13 protein-coding genes are annotated in these 16017 nt (G+C 54.7%); 3 read left to right on the forward strand and 10 right to left on the reverse strand.

The window, feature by feature from the left end:
• Positions 1-171 precede the first annotated feature (171 nt).
• Positions 172-1665, forward strand: coding sequence for a gluzincin family metallopeptidase (locus FLT43_RS11190; protein WP_087444826.1), 1494 nt, complete (start codon positions 172-174; stop codon positions 1663-1665).
• A 39-nt stretch (positions 1666-1704) separates the two neighbouring features.
• Here the strand turns inward: FLT43_RS11190 and FLT43_RS11195 are convergent, their stop codons facing one another.
• The 7 genes from FLT43_RS11195 to FLT43_RS11225 all read right to left on the reverse strand — a co-directional run bounded on the left by FLT43_RS11195 (position 1705) and on the right by FLT43_RS11225 (position 11833).
• The gene (locus FLT43_RS11195; protein WP_174818133.1) at positions 1705-2580 is read right to left on the reverse strand and encodes a sugar phosphate isomerase/epimerase family protein; all 876 of its coding nucleotides are present in this window, start codon (positions 2578-2580) and stop codon (positions 1705-1707) included.
• Positions 2581-2664: 84 nt separating this feature from the next.
• Positions 2665-4641 carry a hypothetical protein gene (locus FLT43_RS11200; RefSeq protein WP_087444824.1) on the reverse strand — a complete coding sequence of 659 codons (1977 nt, stop codon included), beginning with the start codon at positions 4639-4641 and terminating at the stop codon, positions 2665-2667.
• Between the two features lie 36 nt (positions 4642-4677).
• A complete protein-coding gene (locus FLT43_RS11205; protein WP_087444823.1) occupies positions 4678-5745 on the reverse strand; it encodes a Gfo/Idh/MocA family protein in 1068 nt (355 codons plus the stop codon).
• Positions 5746-5821: 76 nt separating this feature from the next.
• Positions 5822-6685 (reverse strand): sugar phosphate isomerase/epimerase family protein, encoded by an 864-nt coding sequence (locus FLT43_RS11210; protein WP_164776151.1) that lies wholly within the window; start codon positions 6683-6685, stop codon positions 5822-5824.
• A gap of 715 nt (positions 6686-7400) precedes the next feature.
• Positions 7401-8141 carry an ankyrin repeat domain-containing protein gene (locus FLT43_RS11215; protein WP_174818134.1) on the reverse strand — a complete coding sequence of 247 codons (741 nt, stop codon included), beginning with the start codon at positions 8139-8141 and terminating at the stop codon, positions 7401-7403.
• Positions 8142-8270: 129 nt separating this feature from the next.
• Positions 8271-10283 carry an endonuclease MutS2 gene (locus tag FLT43_RS11220; RefSeq protein ID WP_087444822.1) on the reverse strand — a complete coding sequence of 671 codons (2013 nt, stop codon included), beginning with the start codon at positions 10281-10283 and terminating at the stop codon, positions 8271-8273.
• Between the two features lie 605 nt (positions 10284-10888).
• The gene (locus tag FLT43_RS11225) at positions 10889-11833 is read right to left on the reverse strand and encodes an AraC family transcriptional regulator (RefSeq protein WP_087444821.1); all 945 of its coding nucleotides are present in this window, start codon (positions 11831-11833) and stop codon (positions 10889-10891) included.
• 684 nt (positions 11834-12517) lie between these two features.
• On the opposite strand from FLT43_RS11225, the gene FLT43_RS11230 reads away from it, so the two are divergent.
• Together FLT43_RS11230 and FLT43_RS11235 are read left to right on the forward strand one after the other, a co-directional pair.
• On the forward strand, positions 12518-13048 hold the full coding sequence (locus FLT43_RS11230) for a matrixin family metalloprotease (RefSeq protein WP_164776153.1): 531 nt from the start codon (positions 12518-12520) through the stop codon (positions 13046-13048).
• A 27-nt stretch (positions 13049-13075) separates the two neighbouring features.
• Complete coding sequence (locus tag FLT43_RS11235; RefSeq protein ID WP_087444819.1) at positions 13076-13618, forward strand: hypothetical protein; 543 nt, start codon at positions 13076-13078, stop codon at positions 13616-13618.
• A 63-nt stretch (positions 13619-13681) separates the two neighbouring features.
• Here the strand turns inward: FLT43_RS11235 and FLT43_RS11240 are convergent, their stop codons facing one another.
• The 3 genes from FLT43_RS11240 to FLT43_RS11250 all read right to left on the reverse strand — a co-directional run bounded on the left by FLT43_RS11240 (position 13682) and on the right by FLT43_RS11250 (position 16017).
• Positions 13682-14383 (reverse strand): ABC transporter permease, encoded by a 702-nt coding sequence (locus tag FLT43_RS11240; protein ID WP_087444818.1) that lies wholly within the window; start codon positions 14381-14383, stop codon positions 13682-13684.
• Between the two features lie 15 nt (positions 14384-14398).
• Positions 14399-15295, reverse strand: a complete 897-nt coding sequence (locus tag FLT43_RS11245) for a glycine betaine ABC transporter substrate-binding protein (protein WP_087444817.1) — start codon at positions 15293-15295, stop codon at positions 14399-14401.
• Between the two features lie 62 nt (positions 15296-15357).
• Positions 15358-16017 (reverse strand): ABC transporter permease, encoded by a 660-nt coding sequence (locus tag FLT43_RS11250; RefSeq protein ID WP_087444816.1) that lies wholly within the window; start codon positions 16015-16017, stop codon positions 15358-15360.

Raw genomic sequence — 16017 nt, forward strand, 5'->3', positions numbered from 1 at the left:
ACTTATGTAATAATACCATATTTTTCTGTGACAATAGTCCTGAATTTTTGGTTCGGTTGCGGATGACAAAATCGTAAGCATGGCGTAAGTCAATTCAATAGGACCCGGAACGTCCCTTCGATACAATGAACATAACATACGACAGGACCGATGACGGAAGGAAGATGGCCAATGAGGCTAACGGACGTTTCTATATACAATACACCCTTGCTGCGGCATGCCGGCATCTTTATCACCCTGCTTGCCCTTCTGGCCATCCTTACCGGGTGCACGGGAAAGGACAGCAGCGCACAGGCTCTTCAGGGATCATCTCCTATTCAGTATCAAGTGACCGCCGTCTGGGATGATGCCACTCATTCGCTGAAGGCGACGACGGTGCTTCATTTTCGCAATGAATTCAATCAGGCCTTGAAGGAACTGGTCTTCCATTGGTATGCCGATAGCTACCGCATTCCGGACACGCAGCCCGTTCATGAACGGAAGCTCAATCAACGTCTCGCCTCCGAAGGACTACTGGGGACCACTCTATCCGACCTGTCTGCCAGCGGCGGCGGAGTCACCACTACCGCCGTAACGCTGGAGAACGGCCAGCCTCTGGAGTACGAGCATGTCAATCAGTCTCTGACTGTACAATTGAAGCAGCCCCTTGCTCCGAACGGCTCCGTTTCTCTCCGCATCCGCTACGAGATCCAGCTTCCATACGGGGCTTGGCGGCTGGCCTATAACGAACAATTCGCTGGCGGCACCTATTGGACGCCGCAGCTTGCGGTATATAATCCGCTGCGCCATGCATGGAACCGGGTGCCGAATTATCCCGGATACCCGAGCGATTATTTTTATGCGGCCGATTACGACGTTCATCTCCAACTGCCCGCTTCCTGGCTTGTCGTCACGACAGGGCAGCAGTTGGATCATTGCGTGCAAGACGGCGTGCAATCCACTCATATCCGCGCCAATGGCATCCGCCAGCTCGCGTTCTACGCCAGTCCGGACTACACTGAGACGAAGCGCCCGCTACCGGATGGAAAATCCCTTGCGGTCTACACATTGGACGACGGGGAACAGCCGTCCGAGCAATGGCTTGACGCCGCAGCTGATGCTATCGCGTTCTTCTCCGATGCGATCGGGGAGCTGCCGGGCAAGCATTGGACGTTCGCCGAAGCTCCATATGCCGGGATGAACGATAGCCTTGATGGCATCGTTCTGTTCGGCCGGGAAGAGAAGCTGAACGGTCCGCTCTCGCCCGACATGCTTCGCTTAATTGCGAAGCAGTGGTTCGGCTCCGCGATCGGCATCAACTCGCGGACCGATGGATTCCTTGATGAGGGGATGTCCGAATTCGCCGCACGCTTTTATCGGCATCAGCGGCTGCAGGAGCCTTGGCCATCCGCCTCAACAACCGATTACCGGGCACTCGCACTCCCGGCCGCCCAGCTCGGGGAGGACGCCGTGACCATCTACCGGGAACGGGGCGCCGAACTGCTCGCCGCCTGGACGCAGGTCGTTGGAACCGATGCCGTTCCTGTGGTCTGGAAGAGCTACTACAATCGCTACCGTGGGCAATTCGCGACTATCGACAGCTTCCTCAATGTAGCAGAGGATGCGCTCGGGCAGGAGGCACATGACCGGCTCCGGCAATTGCTGAACAATCCACCCTCATCCTAAGAAGAAATAAGCCACCCGTGAATCGGGTGGCTTGCGTGTTTAACCTTTATAACGCTTAATGAATTCAACCGCTTTGCGAATGTCGGTCTCCGGAGAGTCGCCAACTTCGCGTTCGATGGTCAAATAGCCAGTATAGCCGATATCAACCAAGGCTTGGAAATAAGCATCGAAGTCTACTTTGCCTTCGCCGAGCGGCACTTCCTGGAATGGCCCATCGGTCGCCATGTCCGCAATCTTCTCATGCGACATCGGCTCGAATCCGAGCATGCCGTAGACGAGGCGCGGATCGACTTCACGGAGACGAACGCCGTCCTTGACGTGCGTATGAACGATATACTCCTTCAGAATATGAACGCCTTGCACCGGATCGTCCCCGGTCACCATTACCATGTTCGCCGGGTCGAAGTTGACGGCGACTCCTTTTCCCGACAACGTATCCAGGAACGACTTCAAATGCGCCGCCGGCTCGGGTCCGGTCTCGATCGCAAAATGCGCGCCCAGGCTGTTCGCATACTGGCTCAGCTCTTCACAAGCTTGCTGCATCGCATAATAAATCTCGTTCTGCTCATGCGGCACGATGCCAATATGCGTCGTAACGACATTGGTTCCCATATCAAGTGCCAGATCGAGGATGCGCTTCGACTTCTCGATTTTGGCCGGATTCGCCTCCTTGTCCTGGAAGCCATGCCCGCCTAGATCGCCGACCAGCGCCGATATTTTCAAGCCGAGCGAATCGATATACTTCGCCAGTTCTTTGCGTGCCTCCTTCGACAAATTATCCGGGTCCATCTCCCCGCTCACCGCATAGATTTGCACGCCGTCCGCGCCTACTTCCTTCGCCTTGGCCAGAGCTTCCCGAAGCGGAAGACGGAAGCTGTCTGTAATGACACCGATTGGATTCGTTAACAATGCCATGATGAATCACTCCTTAATTAAGTTTATGATTTTAATGCGCTGCTGCGCGTATTCAGAATTCAATTGAGCAGGTCAAGCGGCGGTCTAGCGGTTCGGGTAACCCGTTCCCTTCCGCCTATTCGCGGCATGCTCTTGGAAGAGAGCCGCAAGCTCATCCTTCAGTTCGCCGACCATGAGCCCGCTCGCAATCTCCGCCACCGTCCAGCCCGATTCAATCGCCCATGGGCCCCATCCCATGTCCGACGGCGATCCGAATACTTCACCGAGCTCGACGTCATACGCCCGTGCCCAGGCGCCGTCGATGTCCGGGTTCGGGCTGGTGAGCTGAGCTTGGACCATGAAGTCAGAGCTCTCCTTCCACAAGTCAAGGAATATGCTGTCTCCTGTCACGAAGTAAGCCTGCATCCAAGCCATCGGCAGCCAGTTGTTGGAATAGAGCAGGTCGACGACAGGGTGCCCGTTCTCGGTGACGAGCGAATTGTCCCGCATCCCGTTCTCTTCCCACATCGGCGCCTTATAGCCTTCATCCCATTCCAGATAAGCCCCGCTCGGATGCTTGAAGCGCTGCAAATCCTCGGTTACCCGGTATAGCCACTCACGATGCCGTTCATCCTGCGTCGACCAATAAAGCCAGCTCAGCGGCAGCACGAGGCGGCACAGCTCCTGCGTCTGGCTCTGCTCCCGCACCGTATCCGGGTAGACACGCATCAAGGCCTCCAGCCCTTTGCGCCCGGCATCAAGGAACAGGCGGATGCCGGTGAGCTGGTACGCGAGCAGCAGCGCCGCGTAATAATAAGCGTTGTAATGCGCGCTCGGGAAGTGGGCCGGCTCGCTGCGCATTTTATGCAGCTCCTCGGGATGGCGGTCGAATATCATATTATTCGTGCGCGACACCCGCATGCCATCCGACCCGGTCGTCTTCAGCAGGAAGTTGAGCGCCAGCAGACAGTCGTCCAGATGACGCTCGCTGCCCTCTACGAAGCACTGCCACATTTGCGGCAGGATAGCGCGCGAGACGTCATCCTGATAACAGATGCTCCACGCCTCTGCGTTAAAACGCATCATGCCGGACCAGGGGACATCCTCTTTGCACAGGAAGTACTGGAATACATAATCATGCAGACGATTGGCAATGGCGAGGCTGCGCTCATCGTTCGTCACCTTGTAATGCATGAAGTAGGCCATCGCCGTCTCGCCGATGCAATCGGCCCGCTGTTGGCGGCTCAGCCGCTGGCTGCCGTTGCCGTATATCTCGGTGCCCCAGCCTTCATGCACTCCTGTGCGGCCTTCATCATACAGCACGCCCGACTGCTCGAACCAGCGGATGGCGCGTTCCGCGGCTTCTCTGTAGGAAGCGGCCCGCCTTCCGTCAAGGCCGGTGCTGACGACCGGCTCAAGCGGAGACAGAGCGGCGACCTCAACCGGGCGATCCAGCAGCCAGCCGATGACAAAGGCGACGACATGCCGGATTCGCTGCAGCGGAGAATAGCGCGCGCGCAGCCACGGGCAGAGCCGGAAGCCGCAGACGAGCAGCGTATCCTGCTCGAACCAGAGCGCGCGGTCGGACACTTCCCCGAAGAAGGAATCATCCAGCTCCACGCGGTCATGCGCATGCACCCGCGCATACTGCAAAATCGGCACATCATGCAGGCACGCCCCCGCGAAGGGGCGCAGCCGCAGGCCGCACTGGTCATCGAGCAGCGCGCCGAGCGGCAGGCCCGCCAGATCCGTCTCCTTGGAGCAATAGATGAGACGATGGTACCGCGTCGACAGCGGCGGCTCGCAATACACATGGCCGATGCTGGCCACATATTCCGCGAATACCCGCTTGCCAGCCGCAATCTGCCTCTCCAGCAGCACGCGTTGATGCGCGGGGAACAGAAGAGGAGTCTCTTCCGTTCCGCCAAGCAGCGCAATCGCCTCATACGCATCCAGCACGCCTTCCCGCACCTCATCTGGATGCAGGACGGCCACATTCGGCTCAATCAGCCGAATCGCCTGCAGCATATCATTATCAGTGCTGCGTGTTATAACAGCTAAAGCGGGGTATATGCCGTTCATGCTGTTCTTCCTCCCTCCCGCTTCTTCGCCCTGGCATTACGAGAAAACAATTTCGGTTCCCTTCGCGCTCGACTCGTAAATAGCGCAAAGGATTTTCATCAGTTCCACGCCGTCTTCCACCGGACAGATCGTCTTGGTGCGTCCGAGGCAGCAATCGATAAAATGATCGACTTCTTTTTGGAAGCCCCGCTCGAAATCAAAGCTGAGATGGTCGATTTGCGGCGTCATGTTCAAAATCGTATTATGCTTCTCACCCATAATGAGCAGCTTCGGCTCAACTTCCGCGCCGCCCTTGTCCCCGAACAAGCGGACGCTGATCTCGTCCTGCTTCAAATGCAGCGCGAAGCTGACATCGACAGCGAGCGACGCTCCGTTCTCGAAGCGGATAAGCGCGTTGGCCATATCCTCGACCGTGTTCACGTTTGCATCGTAATCTGCTGCCTGGTAGAAGGACAGATTCTCGATATGGTTCCGGTTGCCGAGGCGGTTGTACGCATTGCCGCTGACCGATTTAACCTTCGGCTTGCCCATCAGATACCAGCACAGATCGATGACATGGACGCCCAGGTCGATAAGCGGCCCGCCCCCGGAACGCTCTACATCGCTGAACCATCCGCCCGGATTGCCCAAGCGGCGCAGACAGGAAGCCTTCGCATAGTAGATTTCGCCCAGGTCGCCAGCATCGATAAATTTTTTCAGTACGCGGGTATTCATGCCGTAGCGGCGGACATAGCCTACTTGAAGCGTCTTGCCGCTTTTCTTCTGCGCTTCCTGAACCGCCAGCGCTTGCTCTACTGTCTTGCAGAGCGGCTTCTCAACGAGGACATGCTTGCCCGCTTCCAGCGCGGCAATGGCAATCTCTGCGTGAGAATTGTTCCATGTGCAGATGCTGACCGCCTCTACGTCCGGATTCGCAAGCAGTTCATGATAATCCGTGTAAATCTTCGCATCGGGAGCCCCGAATTTTTCGGCCTTCTCCTTCGCCCGATCCGCGTTCAAATCGCAGACCGCAATCAACACGGCCTCATCATTTTTTTGATATCCTCCAAAATGCATTTCCGAAATGGAACCTGCGCCAATGACGCCTACTTTGACTTTGCTCATGATGGCCTTCCCCCCATAGATTTGATAAGAAATAGTTGCTTAACTACAGTTATAAAAAAATCGTATTTTGATGCGTTTACACTTCAGACCAGATGCGCCGCGCATTTTCGATTCCGATTTTCGTGCCTTTCAGGCAATCTTCCATGCCTTCAAATTCGATGCTGACATATCCGTCATAGCCCGTTTCCTTCACGGCGCGGATAATATCATACATTGGCAGATCGCCTTGCCCCACGATGGCGCCGCGCAAGTAATTGCCGTGCAGCGAGCGGAACCAGCCTTCGCCCGGATTGCGGTCCGCCGGACGGATGTAGAAATCCTTCAGGTGAACCATGGACGCCAGCCCGATGTTATTGCGGACAGCATTCAGCGAATTCTCGTCCGCGCACGTGAAGTTGCCCACGTCCATCGTCGTGCGGAAGTTCTCGCGATCGACTGCGAGCACGAGACGCTTCACCCGTTCGCTTGCCTGAATGTAGAAGCCGTGGTTCTCCACGCTTGTCGTAATGCCGAAGTCCGCCGCATAGTCGGCGATTTGGCGGCATGCCTCTACGAGCGCCGGGAAATCCTTCTCGAAGTAGCTGACATCGGTCTCCGGATAGGACCGCCATGCGACATCATGACGCATACGCTTCACGCCGAGACGATGAGCCACGTCCACATGCGACTTGACGCGCGCCACTTCCTTGGCGAACGCTACGTCGTCGAGTCCGGCGAAGTTCGCCCCGATGCAGTAATTGGACAATTCCAGACCGATTGCCGCCGCCTTCTCGCGGATGGCATCCACTCGCTCGGGATGATTGGCCAGATCGAGATCCATATCCACGATCTCCGCATGATCGGCTCCTTGCGCCTTCATCCAGTCCAGCACGTCCAGTACCTTCATCCGTTTGTCCTGCAGCGCGGCATGCAAGCTGTAAATACTGACTCCTAATTTCACCCTGGCTCACTCCATTTCGTCTTGGTTCAACCGGCTGCTTCCCGCCCTGGTGCTGCAAACGGTTACACTTCCGGCCGCTCCTCTCACCTCTATTATAGGAAAGCCCGGGCAAAACACATTGAACTATAGTCCACAATTGTTGGACTTTCTTACACAAATAAACCCGGCAAGCCGAGGCTCCCAGGCAAATTGATAATCAATACTGTCGTTGAGCAGGGACGACTCGGCTGTGCAGTACAGAAATCTATAGCTCTAATCATTCTCTCTAGCCTCTTACGACCACTATCCCATCGGCGCAGGGAGTGTACTGCTCGGTGTCTTTTTATGACTAATAGCCCATCGGCGCAGTGAGCGAACTGCTCGATGTCTCTTACGACCGATATCCCATCGGCGCAGGGAGCGAACTGCTCGGTGTCTCTTATGACCACTATCCCATAGGCGCAGGAAATGAACTGCTCGGTGTCTCTTATGACCACTATCCCATAGGCGCAGGAAATGAACTGCTCGGTGTCTCTTACGACCGATATCCCATCGGTACAGATAAAAAATTGACCTGACTTAATGGGATAATACACATAAGGACTTAAAAGGGGGTTAGACGAGCAAACGGGGAATCTGAACCAATGGGATAGTAAACATAAGAGCACGGAGACAAACCACTGTGCCGTCCTGCGTCGTCACACCCGGCCGTTTTCAACGCGAGGCGCTGCCACCTTTAAGGCGAATCCGCCTTGGCTCCAGCCTGCTCTAGCAGACGCGCGATCTCGGTGAAGCCGCGTGACTGGGCATGGCTGAGCGCGGTCACCCCGTCACGGTCCGGGATGTTCACGTCCGCGCCATGCCGGATCAGCAGCTCCACCGCCCGCTGGTGCGGCTCCCCGCCGCTGCCCAGCACTACCGCTTCCATCAGGGCGGTCCAGCCGAGGTTGTTCACATGGTTCACATCCACATTCGAGCCCGTCAACAAATACTCAATGACGTCGAGATGCGCATGCTCCGCCGCGGGGATGAGCGCTGTTCCGCCGAAGCGGTTCGTTCGCTTCGTGTCCGCGCCGGCTTCAATCGTCAGCTTCAATATATCGAGCAGCCCCTCCGCGCCCGCATACAAATACGGGTTGTCCAGGTTATCTGCCTGGATATTGACATCCGCCCCCGCCTCAAGCAGAATGCGAACGACCTCCGTATGTCCGCCGAGCGTCGCCAGCATCGCCGGCGTGCGTCCGCTGCCGTCCTGCGCATTGACATCGGCACCTTCCTTAATATATTGCCGGACGTCTACCTCCTTGCCCTTCTTCGCCGCATCAAGCAGCGCCGCATCGTGGGACTTCCCTTCCCTGCTTCCGCTGTCCTTCCCCGGTTCGGCCTGCATATGGCCGCCTGCGGATCGATCCTCCGCAGCGCCGCAGCCCGACGCCAACACGAGCGACAGGCAGAGCAGTACTGCACGCAGCATCATGAATCCCCCTCCTCAATTAGCCAATTATCTCGCTCTACTGTATCACGTCCCCATCGATACCTAAAATATTTTCATCGTTCGCGCTCCATATGATTCGGATCTGGCGGGGCCCGCAGGCCCCGCCCGGCATCACTGCTCCGACTCATGGACAATGCTCAAGCCTTCCACATGCTTGCGCTTCATCAGCTTTCGCTTTTTCCGGTTCTCCTTCGTCTCGAACACGATGTCCATATCATAATCTTGCGGATACAATTCCTTGCCTTCGATATACAGCGACAGCCGCTTATGATTGATTTTGACCTTCTGCCGCTCAATCATCACCCCGACATTGCCCCGTGCATCCGCTGCTTCATATACGATTCCGGTCCGTCCCAGATACGAAATGTAGACGCAATCTCCAATCTCCAGCGGACGGTCCTGCTTCTCTTCCTCTCCAGCCGCATTCTCCGCTGCCCCATTCTCAGGCGAAGCGGCCTCCTTATCATAGTCGGACGCCTCCGAGTCAGGCATCGGCCGGGACACCGATTCCAACAGGGAACCGCCGGCTTGCAGCAATACGGCGTCATAGCCCGCCGCCGTCCCCGCATCCGCCTCCACTCGCAGCCCCGGCCCTTCCTCCCGGCGCGCCGCCAGTTCCTCTGCCCTGCGGATCAGCTCCGGGTTCAGCCCGAGCTTCCGCGAGATGAGGAAAGCGTAGCTGCTGCCGGCTTCTCCGATGCAGAGCCGATAGAGCGGCCGCAGCGTCTCCGGATCGAACTCCATCCGCGCGTTGCGGAAGCCCGGCGTGACGCCAGCGAAATGCTTGATCTCATTGTAGTGGGTTGTCGCGATGACCATAGTCCCGCGCCGCGCCAGTTCCTCCAGCAGCGCGATCGACAGGGCGACTCCTTCACCCGGATCGGTGCCTGACGCCATCTCGTCGATAAGCACGAGCGTAGCCTCATCCGCAAAGGTCAGCATATCGATGACCCGCGTAATATGAGCCGAGAACGTGCTAAGCGACTGCTCCAGACTCTGCCCATCGCCGATATCGGCCGCGATATGCCGGAACACCGGGAAGCTGCTTCCTTCTCCGGCAGGCACGAGCAAGCCGGACTGAACCATCAGGCACAGCAGCCCGACCGTCTTGAGCGCCACCGTCTTGCCGCCCGTGTTCGGCCCGGTGACGATCAAGGCCCGGTAACCCCGGCCGATCTGAATATCGAGCGGCACCGTGCCGCCGCCGAGCAGCGGATGCTTCGCCTGCCGCAGATCGACGACGCCATTTCCGTTCAACCGGACCGGCTGCCCTTCGATCGATTGCGCATACTTCCCCCGCGCGAACACATAATCATACCAGCCCACCGTCTCCGCATTGCCGCGCAGTTCCTCGGCCTTACCATCGAGCAACTCGGTCAAATAACTGAGAATCTTCGCCTCTTCCTTCCCTTCCTCAATACGTAGAATCGACAGCTCCTGCTGCAGGACAGCCAACTCTTGCGGCTCGACATAGACGGTCTGTCCGCTGGACGATTCATCAACGACGCTGCCCTTGATCTGCTTCCGGTACTCCTTTTTAATTGGAAATACATAACGTCCGTTCCGCTGGCTGACGAGATTTTCCTGCATCAGCGAGCGGTACCGGTTCAACAGCGCGTCGATTTTACCGCGGATCTTGTCTTCGACGGCGGTCAATTTGCGCCGGATCTTATGCAGTTCCTTGCTCGCCTCGTCCCGAATCCGGCCGTGTGCGAGGCAGCGGTCGATCTCGGACGCCACCCCGTCCAGCGGATGCATCGAAGCGGCATAGGCGGCAACTGTCGGAGCGATCCCCTCCTTGGCCCGCATGTAGGCGATCAGCTGCGAGCAGCTGTGCAAGAACTGCCGCACATGCGCGATATCCTTCTCGGCGAACAGGTATCCTGACCCAAGCAGAGACAGCACCGTGTCCATTCCTTGCAAGGAAGGAATCGGAACGCTTGCCCCCTTGGCGAGCATCCGGGTCGCCTCTTCCGTCTCCAGCAGCGCGTGCTGCACCGCTTTTGCATCGGTGAGCGGCTTCATCTCCTCAATATGCCGCTGCCCTGCATAGGAGAGGGCATACTTCATTACCTCCTGCTTCACGCGTCCGTATTCCAGGCGCTCCATCATTTTGTCGTCCATTGATCAGCACTCCTTCTCATATCTTCATCCCATACAGATGTCCGCATACGACAAAAAAGGCAAAAGAATGCGCAACTATCGCATCTTCTGCCTTCTGTCATAACGTAGCGCGACCCGACGCTCCCGGTCCCTCCCGGGCAGCGCATCTCGTGCGAGGATCTGGAGTGCGTGTCATAGGCGTGCGTCTCCCCTTCTCCTGAACACAAAAAAACCGTGCTCTAACAACAGCACGGATCGGTGTCGCAAGACGTTAATCTTGGCTTCAAATGAATATCCGCTGTTCTTAACTAATTCCGGAAGTCTGACTCACACATGCTTGAATAAACGTCCAGCAAGACGTAATTTCGAACCTATGCCAGGCTTCCCTATGGAATTGATTAGTTAAGAACGACCGCCAACATTAACATCTCTCCCTGTATTTGGATAAATTTATCATAAACGATAGCATCTGCAAAGTCAAGCATGCCTCCAAGCTCCCCAGACCCGCTGGCTCCGCGCGCGTCTCTGTCCGCCCGTGGCACGGGCCTGCGTCCGTCTGGGGCACGGGCCTGCGCCCGCCCAGAGCGAGGGTCTGCGTCTCGCCGCTTGACAAATAGGTGAATTCTCTACTCCAGGCGCCCAGGCGCCTTCTTCTTGTACTGAGAGGGAGACAGGCCGGTATGACGCTTGAATATCCGCGAGAAATAAGCCAGATCGTTAAATCCGACGCCGAAGCAAATTTCCGTAATCGACATATCGGATTCCAGCAAGCATTCGACCGCCTTGCGCACCCTGAGATCTATTAAGTAATCATTGAAAGTTTTGCCGGTAAAGCGCTTGAACAAGTAGCAAAAATAGGTCTTCGACAAGCTGAACTCGCGGCACAGCCGCTCTAGCCTCAGCTCTTCCGCATAGTGAAGATGAATATACTCGGTGACGGAGGTAATCACGTCCCGGTATTTTTCCACCCGATCGTCTTCTTCGCTTGTCTTGTCGGCCGGCTTCGTATACTCGCGGATAATAATCGCCAGCAGCCGGAGCAGATCGGCCTTCAGCACCAGCTCGTAATAACGGCGGGTATGCTGATACTCCTCCAGCATCTCCTGCAGCAGCCGCCCCACCTGGATATCGGTATCACCCGTCAAGGCCACCTTCGGCGTCGACTGCTTCTCATCCATCAGGAACTGCTCCAGATAAGAAAAGTCAACGCCCCGCTCGCCGTCGCGCTCCGCCGGCTCAAGGACGAAATGCGGCAAAAATTCGCAGCCGATAATCTCAACCTCTTGCCCGGCGACCATCTCGACCCGATGGACCGCGAACGGCGGGATAATGAATAAATTCCCTTTGACCATATGATAACTGTGATGGTTGATCGTATGCTTGAACTCGCCTTTCAGCACGTACCAGATCTGAATGTAGTCATGAGTATGATCCCAGATGCTGCCGATCGACTGATCCAACCGGTACACCTTGCAAGGAAGATGGGCCTGCAGTTCCTGTTCCGAACGAAATTCGATGACGCCGCGCGCCTCAGCCTCGCTGTCATGACCGCGCCTGCCGTCATGTGACATGTACATCACCCTGTCTGTCCATTTAAGAGGTTGTTCACAAAGTCCGCTTTAGATCACGAAATGATCACGAAGAGATTTGCAGAAAGCAATCTCAATATCGAATCTTGAGTTACACGAATCCATTTGAACACGCGTTTTCTGATTGCCGATCATCTTTATTGTACAACGCTTGAATGCGTTTGCCCATCATCGTTTGCAAACGGTCCTATGCTTTTACTACTATTAAGTTCCAAAAGATAACAGTAAATAAAATAGTTAACGAGGAATGACCTTGTCCCACTTCTATTCTGGAGAACCCTTCTTAAGGATCGGAGCATTCACACACTCCTCCCATTGAGTATCTACACATACCCAAAATATCTTCTCTCCTACTCAATGCAGTTATTTCGCTGCCTAACATACTAATCTTTTTTTCGAGAATTAATCCGTAGTATGGAAAATGGGAATAAAGAACCACTTTATTTTGGTGTAAATGTTTTACAATTGTATCTATCATAATGTAAATTTTGGATTTAAAGGAGGGATTAGGGGATAAAAAACGAGATTAATATAGTTCATTAAAATGTTAGACTTAATTAATGGGAGCCGCTCCGTTCAGATGCCTCAAGTTTTCACAAAAGGTGGAATAAGTGTAATTGTTAGTTTGAAACAGGAATTATGACAATAATCCCCCAGGAGGTAACCATGAAAAAGAAGATTATCTTCTTGTTGTTACTATTAACTCCATTACTAGCAACAAGTGTGTCTGCATATACTTTTTTAGGAGGAAAACATTCCAAAACCAATTTGCGAGTGGTTGTTAAATCAGGAACCAAATCTAAATATGAAGATTTTATTTATGATGCAGCACGTGACTGGTCTAACACTCCTACGAAAATAAATATGAGTGTATATCTAGGAGGAGGCGGTGATATTTATTTCGGTGGCGATAACTACGGCAATACCGACTGGAATGCACGGTGTACAAATTTTAGAGAATATATCTGGTATGGGGACTATACTACGTCTTCTATAGAAATGAACTATGACCTTATGGACTCAAGAAGCAACTTATATAATACAGCAACAATAAACCACGAACTAGGTCATGCCTTAGGACTCGATCATGTCGATGACTCTTATCAAATCATGTACCATACAGGAAACCCAGCACGTAAAGTATATACCCCCCAATCTGATGATATAGATGGAGTCAATGCTTTGTACGGTAAATAAATGTAATACCCAACTGGAGGTGTTGGAATGATACGATCACCACGATTCATTTATGGGAGTATTATCGGTTTGATACTTTTGGCTGGAATTGTTATATATTTTTTTCAAATCCCCCTTTTTACCGTGAACAGCGGCGGTGAGTTAAGTGTAAGGTATGATACAATTCAACAACTTGAAAATGACGCCGAGCTGATAGTTGAAGCGCATGCGGAAAAATCTAAGTCATTTAAACATAAGAGTGTCATTTTTACGCTAAGCGATGTCCAAGTAAAACAGGTGTACAAAGGATCCGTGAAACCCAATGAAATCATACAGGTTCTTGAGACGGGCGGAGTATACAATAATATTCTACACACGTTTGATGATAATAAAGCGATACGTAGCGGGGATAACGCCCTGCTGTTCCTAAAAAAATACAAAGGTCCTGTCGCACAAGATGCGTATACCGTACTAGGCGTTTATCAAGGGAAATTCAACATCGATTCGAACGGTGTCCTCTTGCCCTCTCATCACGTGACTGGAGAACTCCAGAACATTCAAAAAATAAGTGATTTGAACCTTTCTCAATAAACGCCGAGGCTGCCAACCAAAAGCCCGCAACCCGATCACGATCAGGTTGCGGGCTTTGCCGCGTTACGTGGCGGAGCGGGTGGAATCGGCCTGAACGCCGTTCTTCCGCGACTTGCGTTCGGCGAGGTTCCATCGTTTTTGCAGGATGGCGAGCAGCACATCCGCGACGATGGCGAGCAGCGCCGCCGGGATCGCCCCGGCGTAGATGCGCAGCGGGTTCTGCGAATTGATGCCGGCATAGATTTCCCGGCCCAATCCGTCCCCGCCGACGATAGGCGCAATCGTCGCGACCCCGATCGCGATGACGGCCGCGATGCGCAGCCCCGTCAGCATATACGTCAGCGCCAGCGGGAATTGCACCTTGAACAGCAGCTGCAGCGGGCTCATGCCGACGCCGCGGCCGGCTTCGACATAGCTCGAATTGACTTGCTTCAGCCCGACGTACGTATTGCGCACGATCGGGTTGAGCGAGTACAGGAGCAGGCCGACGACGACCGTCTTCGTGCCGAGCCCGAACGCGAGCATCAGCAGCACGAGCAGAGCCAGGCTCGGGATGACCTGCAGCGTGCTCGTCACCGCGAGAATGAGCTTGGACAAGCCTTTGTACCGGGCGCACAGCACGCCGAGCGGAACGCCAATGACGAAGGCAAGACCGACGCCGGTGAGCACCATTATGATATGGGTCACGAAATATTCCCATAATAAATCCGTATTGCGGCCCATATACGCGAGCAAATCCGCAATTGTCCATTCATAGCTTCCCATAGCGGGCCTCCTTTCTTACTGAATCAATCCGACTCGTTTTAAATAATTGACGGCGACTTCCCGTTCACTTTTCTTCTCGACATCCACTTCATAGTTCAAATCGATCATCGTCTTCTCGTCCAAGGTCCCCACAAGCAGGCCGAGAACCTCCTTCAATTCCGGATGCTCAGCCAGCACATCATTGCGCACCACAGTCGAAGCGTCATACGGCGGGAAAAATTGCTTGTCATCCTGCAGCGTCTTCAATTGATAAGCCTTCAGACGCGAATCGGTGGAATAAGCAAGCACAATATCGACCTGTGTGTTCGCCACCGCTTCATAGACGAGGCTTTGCTCCATCGGGAATTCCTTCCCGAACCGGAAGCCGTACTCATCCTGGAAGCCCTTGTATCCGTCCAGCCCCCGCTCGAGCCAGGTCGTATCGACGCCCAGCCGCAGACTGCCGGCATCCTTCTGCACATCGGATATTTTCTCATATCCGCGTTCCTCAGCCAGATCGCTGCGTACGGTGAATGCATACGTATTCTCGAAGCCGAGCGGATCGAACCACGTAAAGTCAAAATATTGATCGAAGCCCTCTTGGGCTTGCTTCAATACCTCATCCCGCTGCTTCGTCTCGACGACCGGGAAATGATTGTTGAAAATCTCGCCCGTATAGAGCGTGGCAATCTGCAGCTCGTTCTTCTTCATCGAGTTAATGATGATGCCGCTCGCTGCCAGGTCTGGCAGCACCTTGGCCTTCAAGTCAGTACGGTCTTCAATGAGCGCCTTGTACATTTCGGCCAATATTTTCGCCTCGGAATAGGTCTGCGCCCCGATGACAAGCCGATTGTCCAGCCCGCAGGAAGACAACAATATCGTCAACGCCAGCAGGGCGATCGCGATGCCCGCCGGCCGTGTTCGTCCAGTCATACCGAATCCTCCTCCTTCATTCACTCTAGTCCCGGACCGTACACCCCGTTACGGACGGCAAATTAAGCAGACAAGCTGCTCGTCCGTCCAAAACGGCGTGTAAGTGCTTTTTCCAATAGCCCGAGAAGTCCGTCGATAACAAACGCAAGCACGATGGCCCCGACGGCTCCGGTAACGATCAGCTCCGGCTTGTTGACGCCCATGCCCGATACGATCAGCTGTCCCAGGCCCCCGGCCCCAATCAAGGCAGCGAGCGTCGCCCAACTGATAATATAGACCGTCGTCACGCGCACGCCGGACATAATATATGGCAAGGCTAGCGGAAGCTGAATGCGCACAATTCGCTGGAACGTCCCATAGCCCATGCCGCGGGCCGATTCCAGCACGCTTCGGTCCACAGATTCGAAGCCATCGTATGTATTACGCAGAATCGGCATAATCGAATAGAGGAACAAAGCGAAGATCGCCGGCTTCATGCCGATGCCCATCAGCGGAATCATAATGGCCAGCAGCGCCAGACTCGGCACAGTCTGCAGCAGATTGGCGACGAAGAAGACGATGCTGTTCAGCCAGGACAAGGTGTTGTAGATAAGCGCGATGCCAAGCGGAATCGCAACGAGGCACCCGATCAGCACCGAAGCGGCTGAGATGACCATATGTTCAGCCAGTGCTGTGAGGATGTCGCTTCCCCGCTCTTGCAGAAATGTCAACCATCCACCCAT

It is taken from the genome of Paenibacillus thiaminolyticus (genome assembly GCF_007066085.1).
GTDB classification, from domain to species: domain Bacteria; phylum Bacillota; class Bacilli; order Paenibacillales; family Paenibacillaceae; genus Paenibacillus_B; species Paenibacillus_B thiaminolyticus.

Excerpts from the sequence above, each read along its gene's own strand:
- FLT43_RS11190 (WP_087444826.1), top strand. The coding sequence starts at position 172 with ATGAGGCTAACGGACGTTTCTATATACAATACACCCTTGCTGCGGCAT.
- FLT43_RS11195 (WP_174818133.1), bottom strand. The coding sequence starts at position 2,580 with ATGGCATTGTTAACGAATCCAATCGGTGTCATTACAGACAGCTTCCGT.
- FLT43_RS11200 (WP_087444824.1), bottom strand. The coding sequence starts at position 4,641 with ATGAACGGCATATACCCCGCTTTAGCTGTTATAACACGCAGCACTGAT.
- FLT43_RS11205 (WP_087444823.1), bottom strand. The coding sequence starts at position 5,745 with ATGAGCAAAGTCAAAGTAGGCGTCATTGGCGCAGGTTCCATTTCGGAA.
- FLT43_RS11215 (WP_174818134.1), bottom strand. The coding sequence starts at position 8,141 with ATGATGCTGCGTGCAGTACTGCTCTGCCTGTCGCTCGTGTTGGCGTCG.
- FLT43_RS11220 (WP_087444822.1), bottom strand. The coding sequence starts at position 10,283 with ATGGACGACAAAATGATGGAGCGCCTGGAATACGGACGCGTGAAGCAG.
- FLT43_RS11225 (WP_087444821.1), bottom strand. The coding sequence starts at position 11,833 with ATGTCACATGACGGCAGGCGCGGTCATGACAGCGAGGCTGAGGCGCGC.
- FLT43_RS11230 (WP_164776153.1), top strand. The coding sequence starts at position 12,518 with ATGAAAAAGAAGATTATCTTCTTGTTGTTACTATTAACTCCATTACTA.
- FLT43_RS11235 (WP_087444819.1), top strand. The coding sequence starts at position 13,076 with ATGATACGATCACCACGATTCATTTATGGGAGTATTATCGGTTTGATA.
- FLT43_RS11240 (WP_087444818.1), bottom strand. The coding sequence starts at position 14,383 with ATGGGAAGCTATGAATGGACAATTGCGGATTTGCTCGCGTATATGGGC.
- FLT43_RS11245 (WP_087444817.1), bottom strand. The coding sequence starts at position 15,295 with ATGACTGGACGAACACGGCCGGCGGGCATCGCGATCGCCCTGCTGGCG.
- FLT43_RS11250 (WP_087444816.1), bottom strand. The coding sequence starts at position 16,017 with ATGGGTGGATGGTTGACATTTCTGCAAGAGCGGGGAAGCGACATCCTC.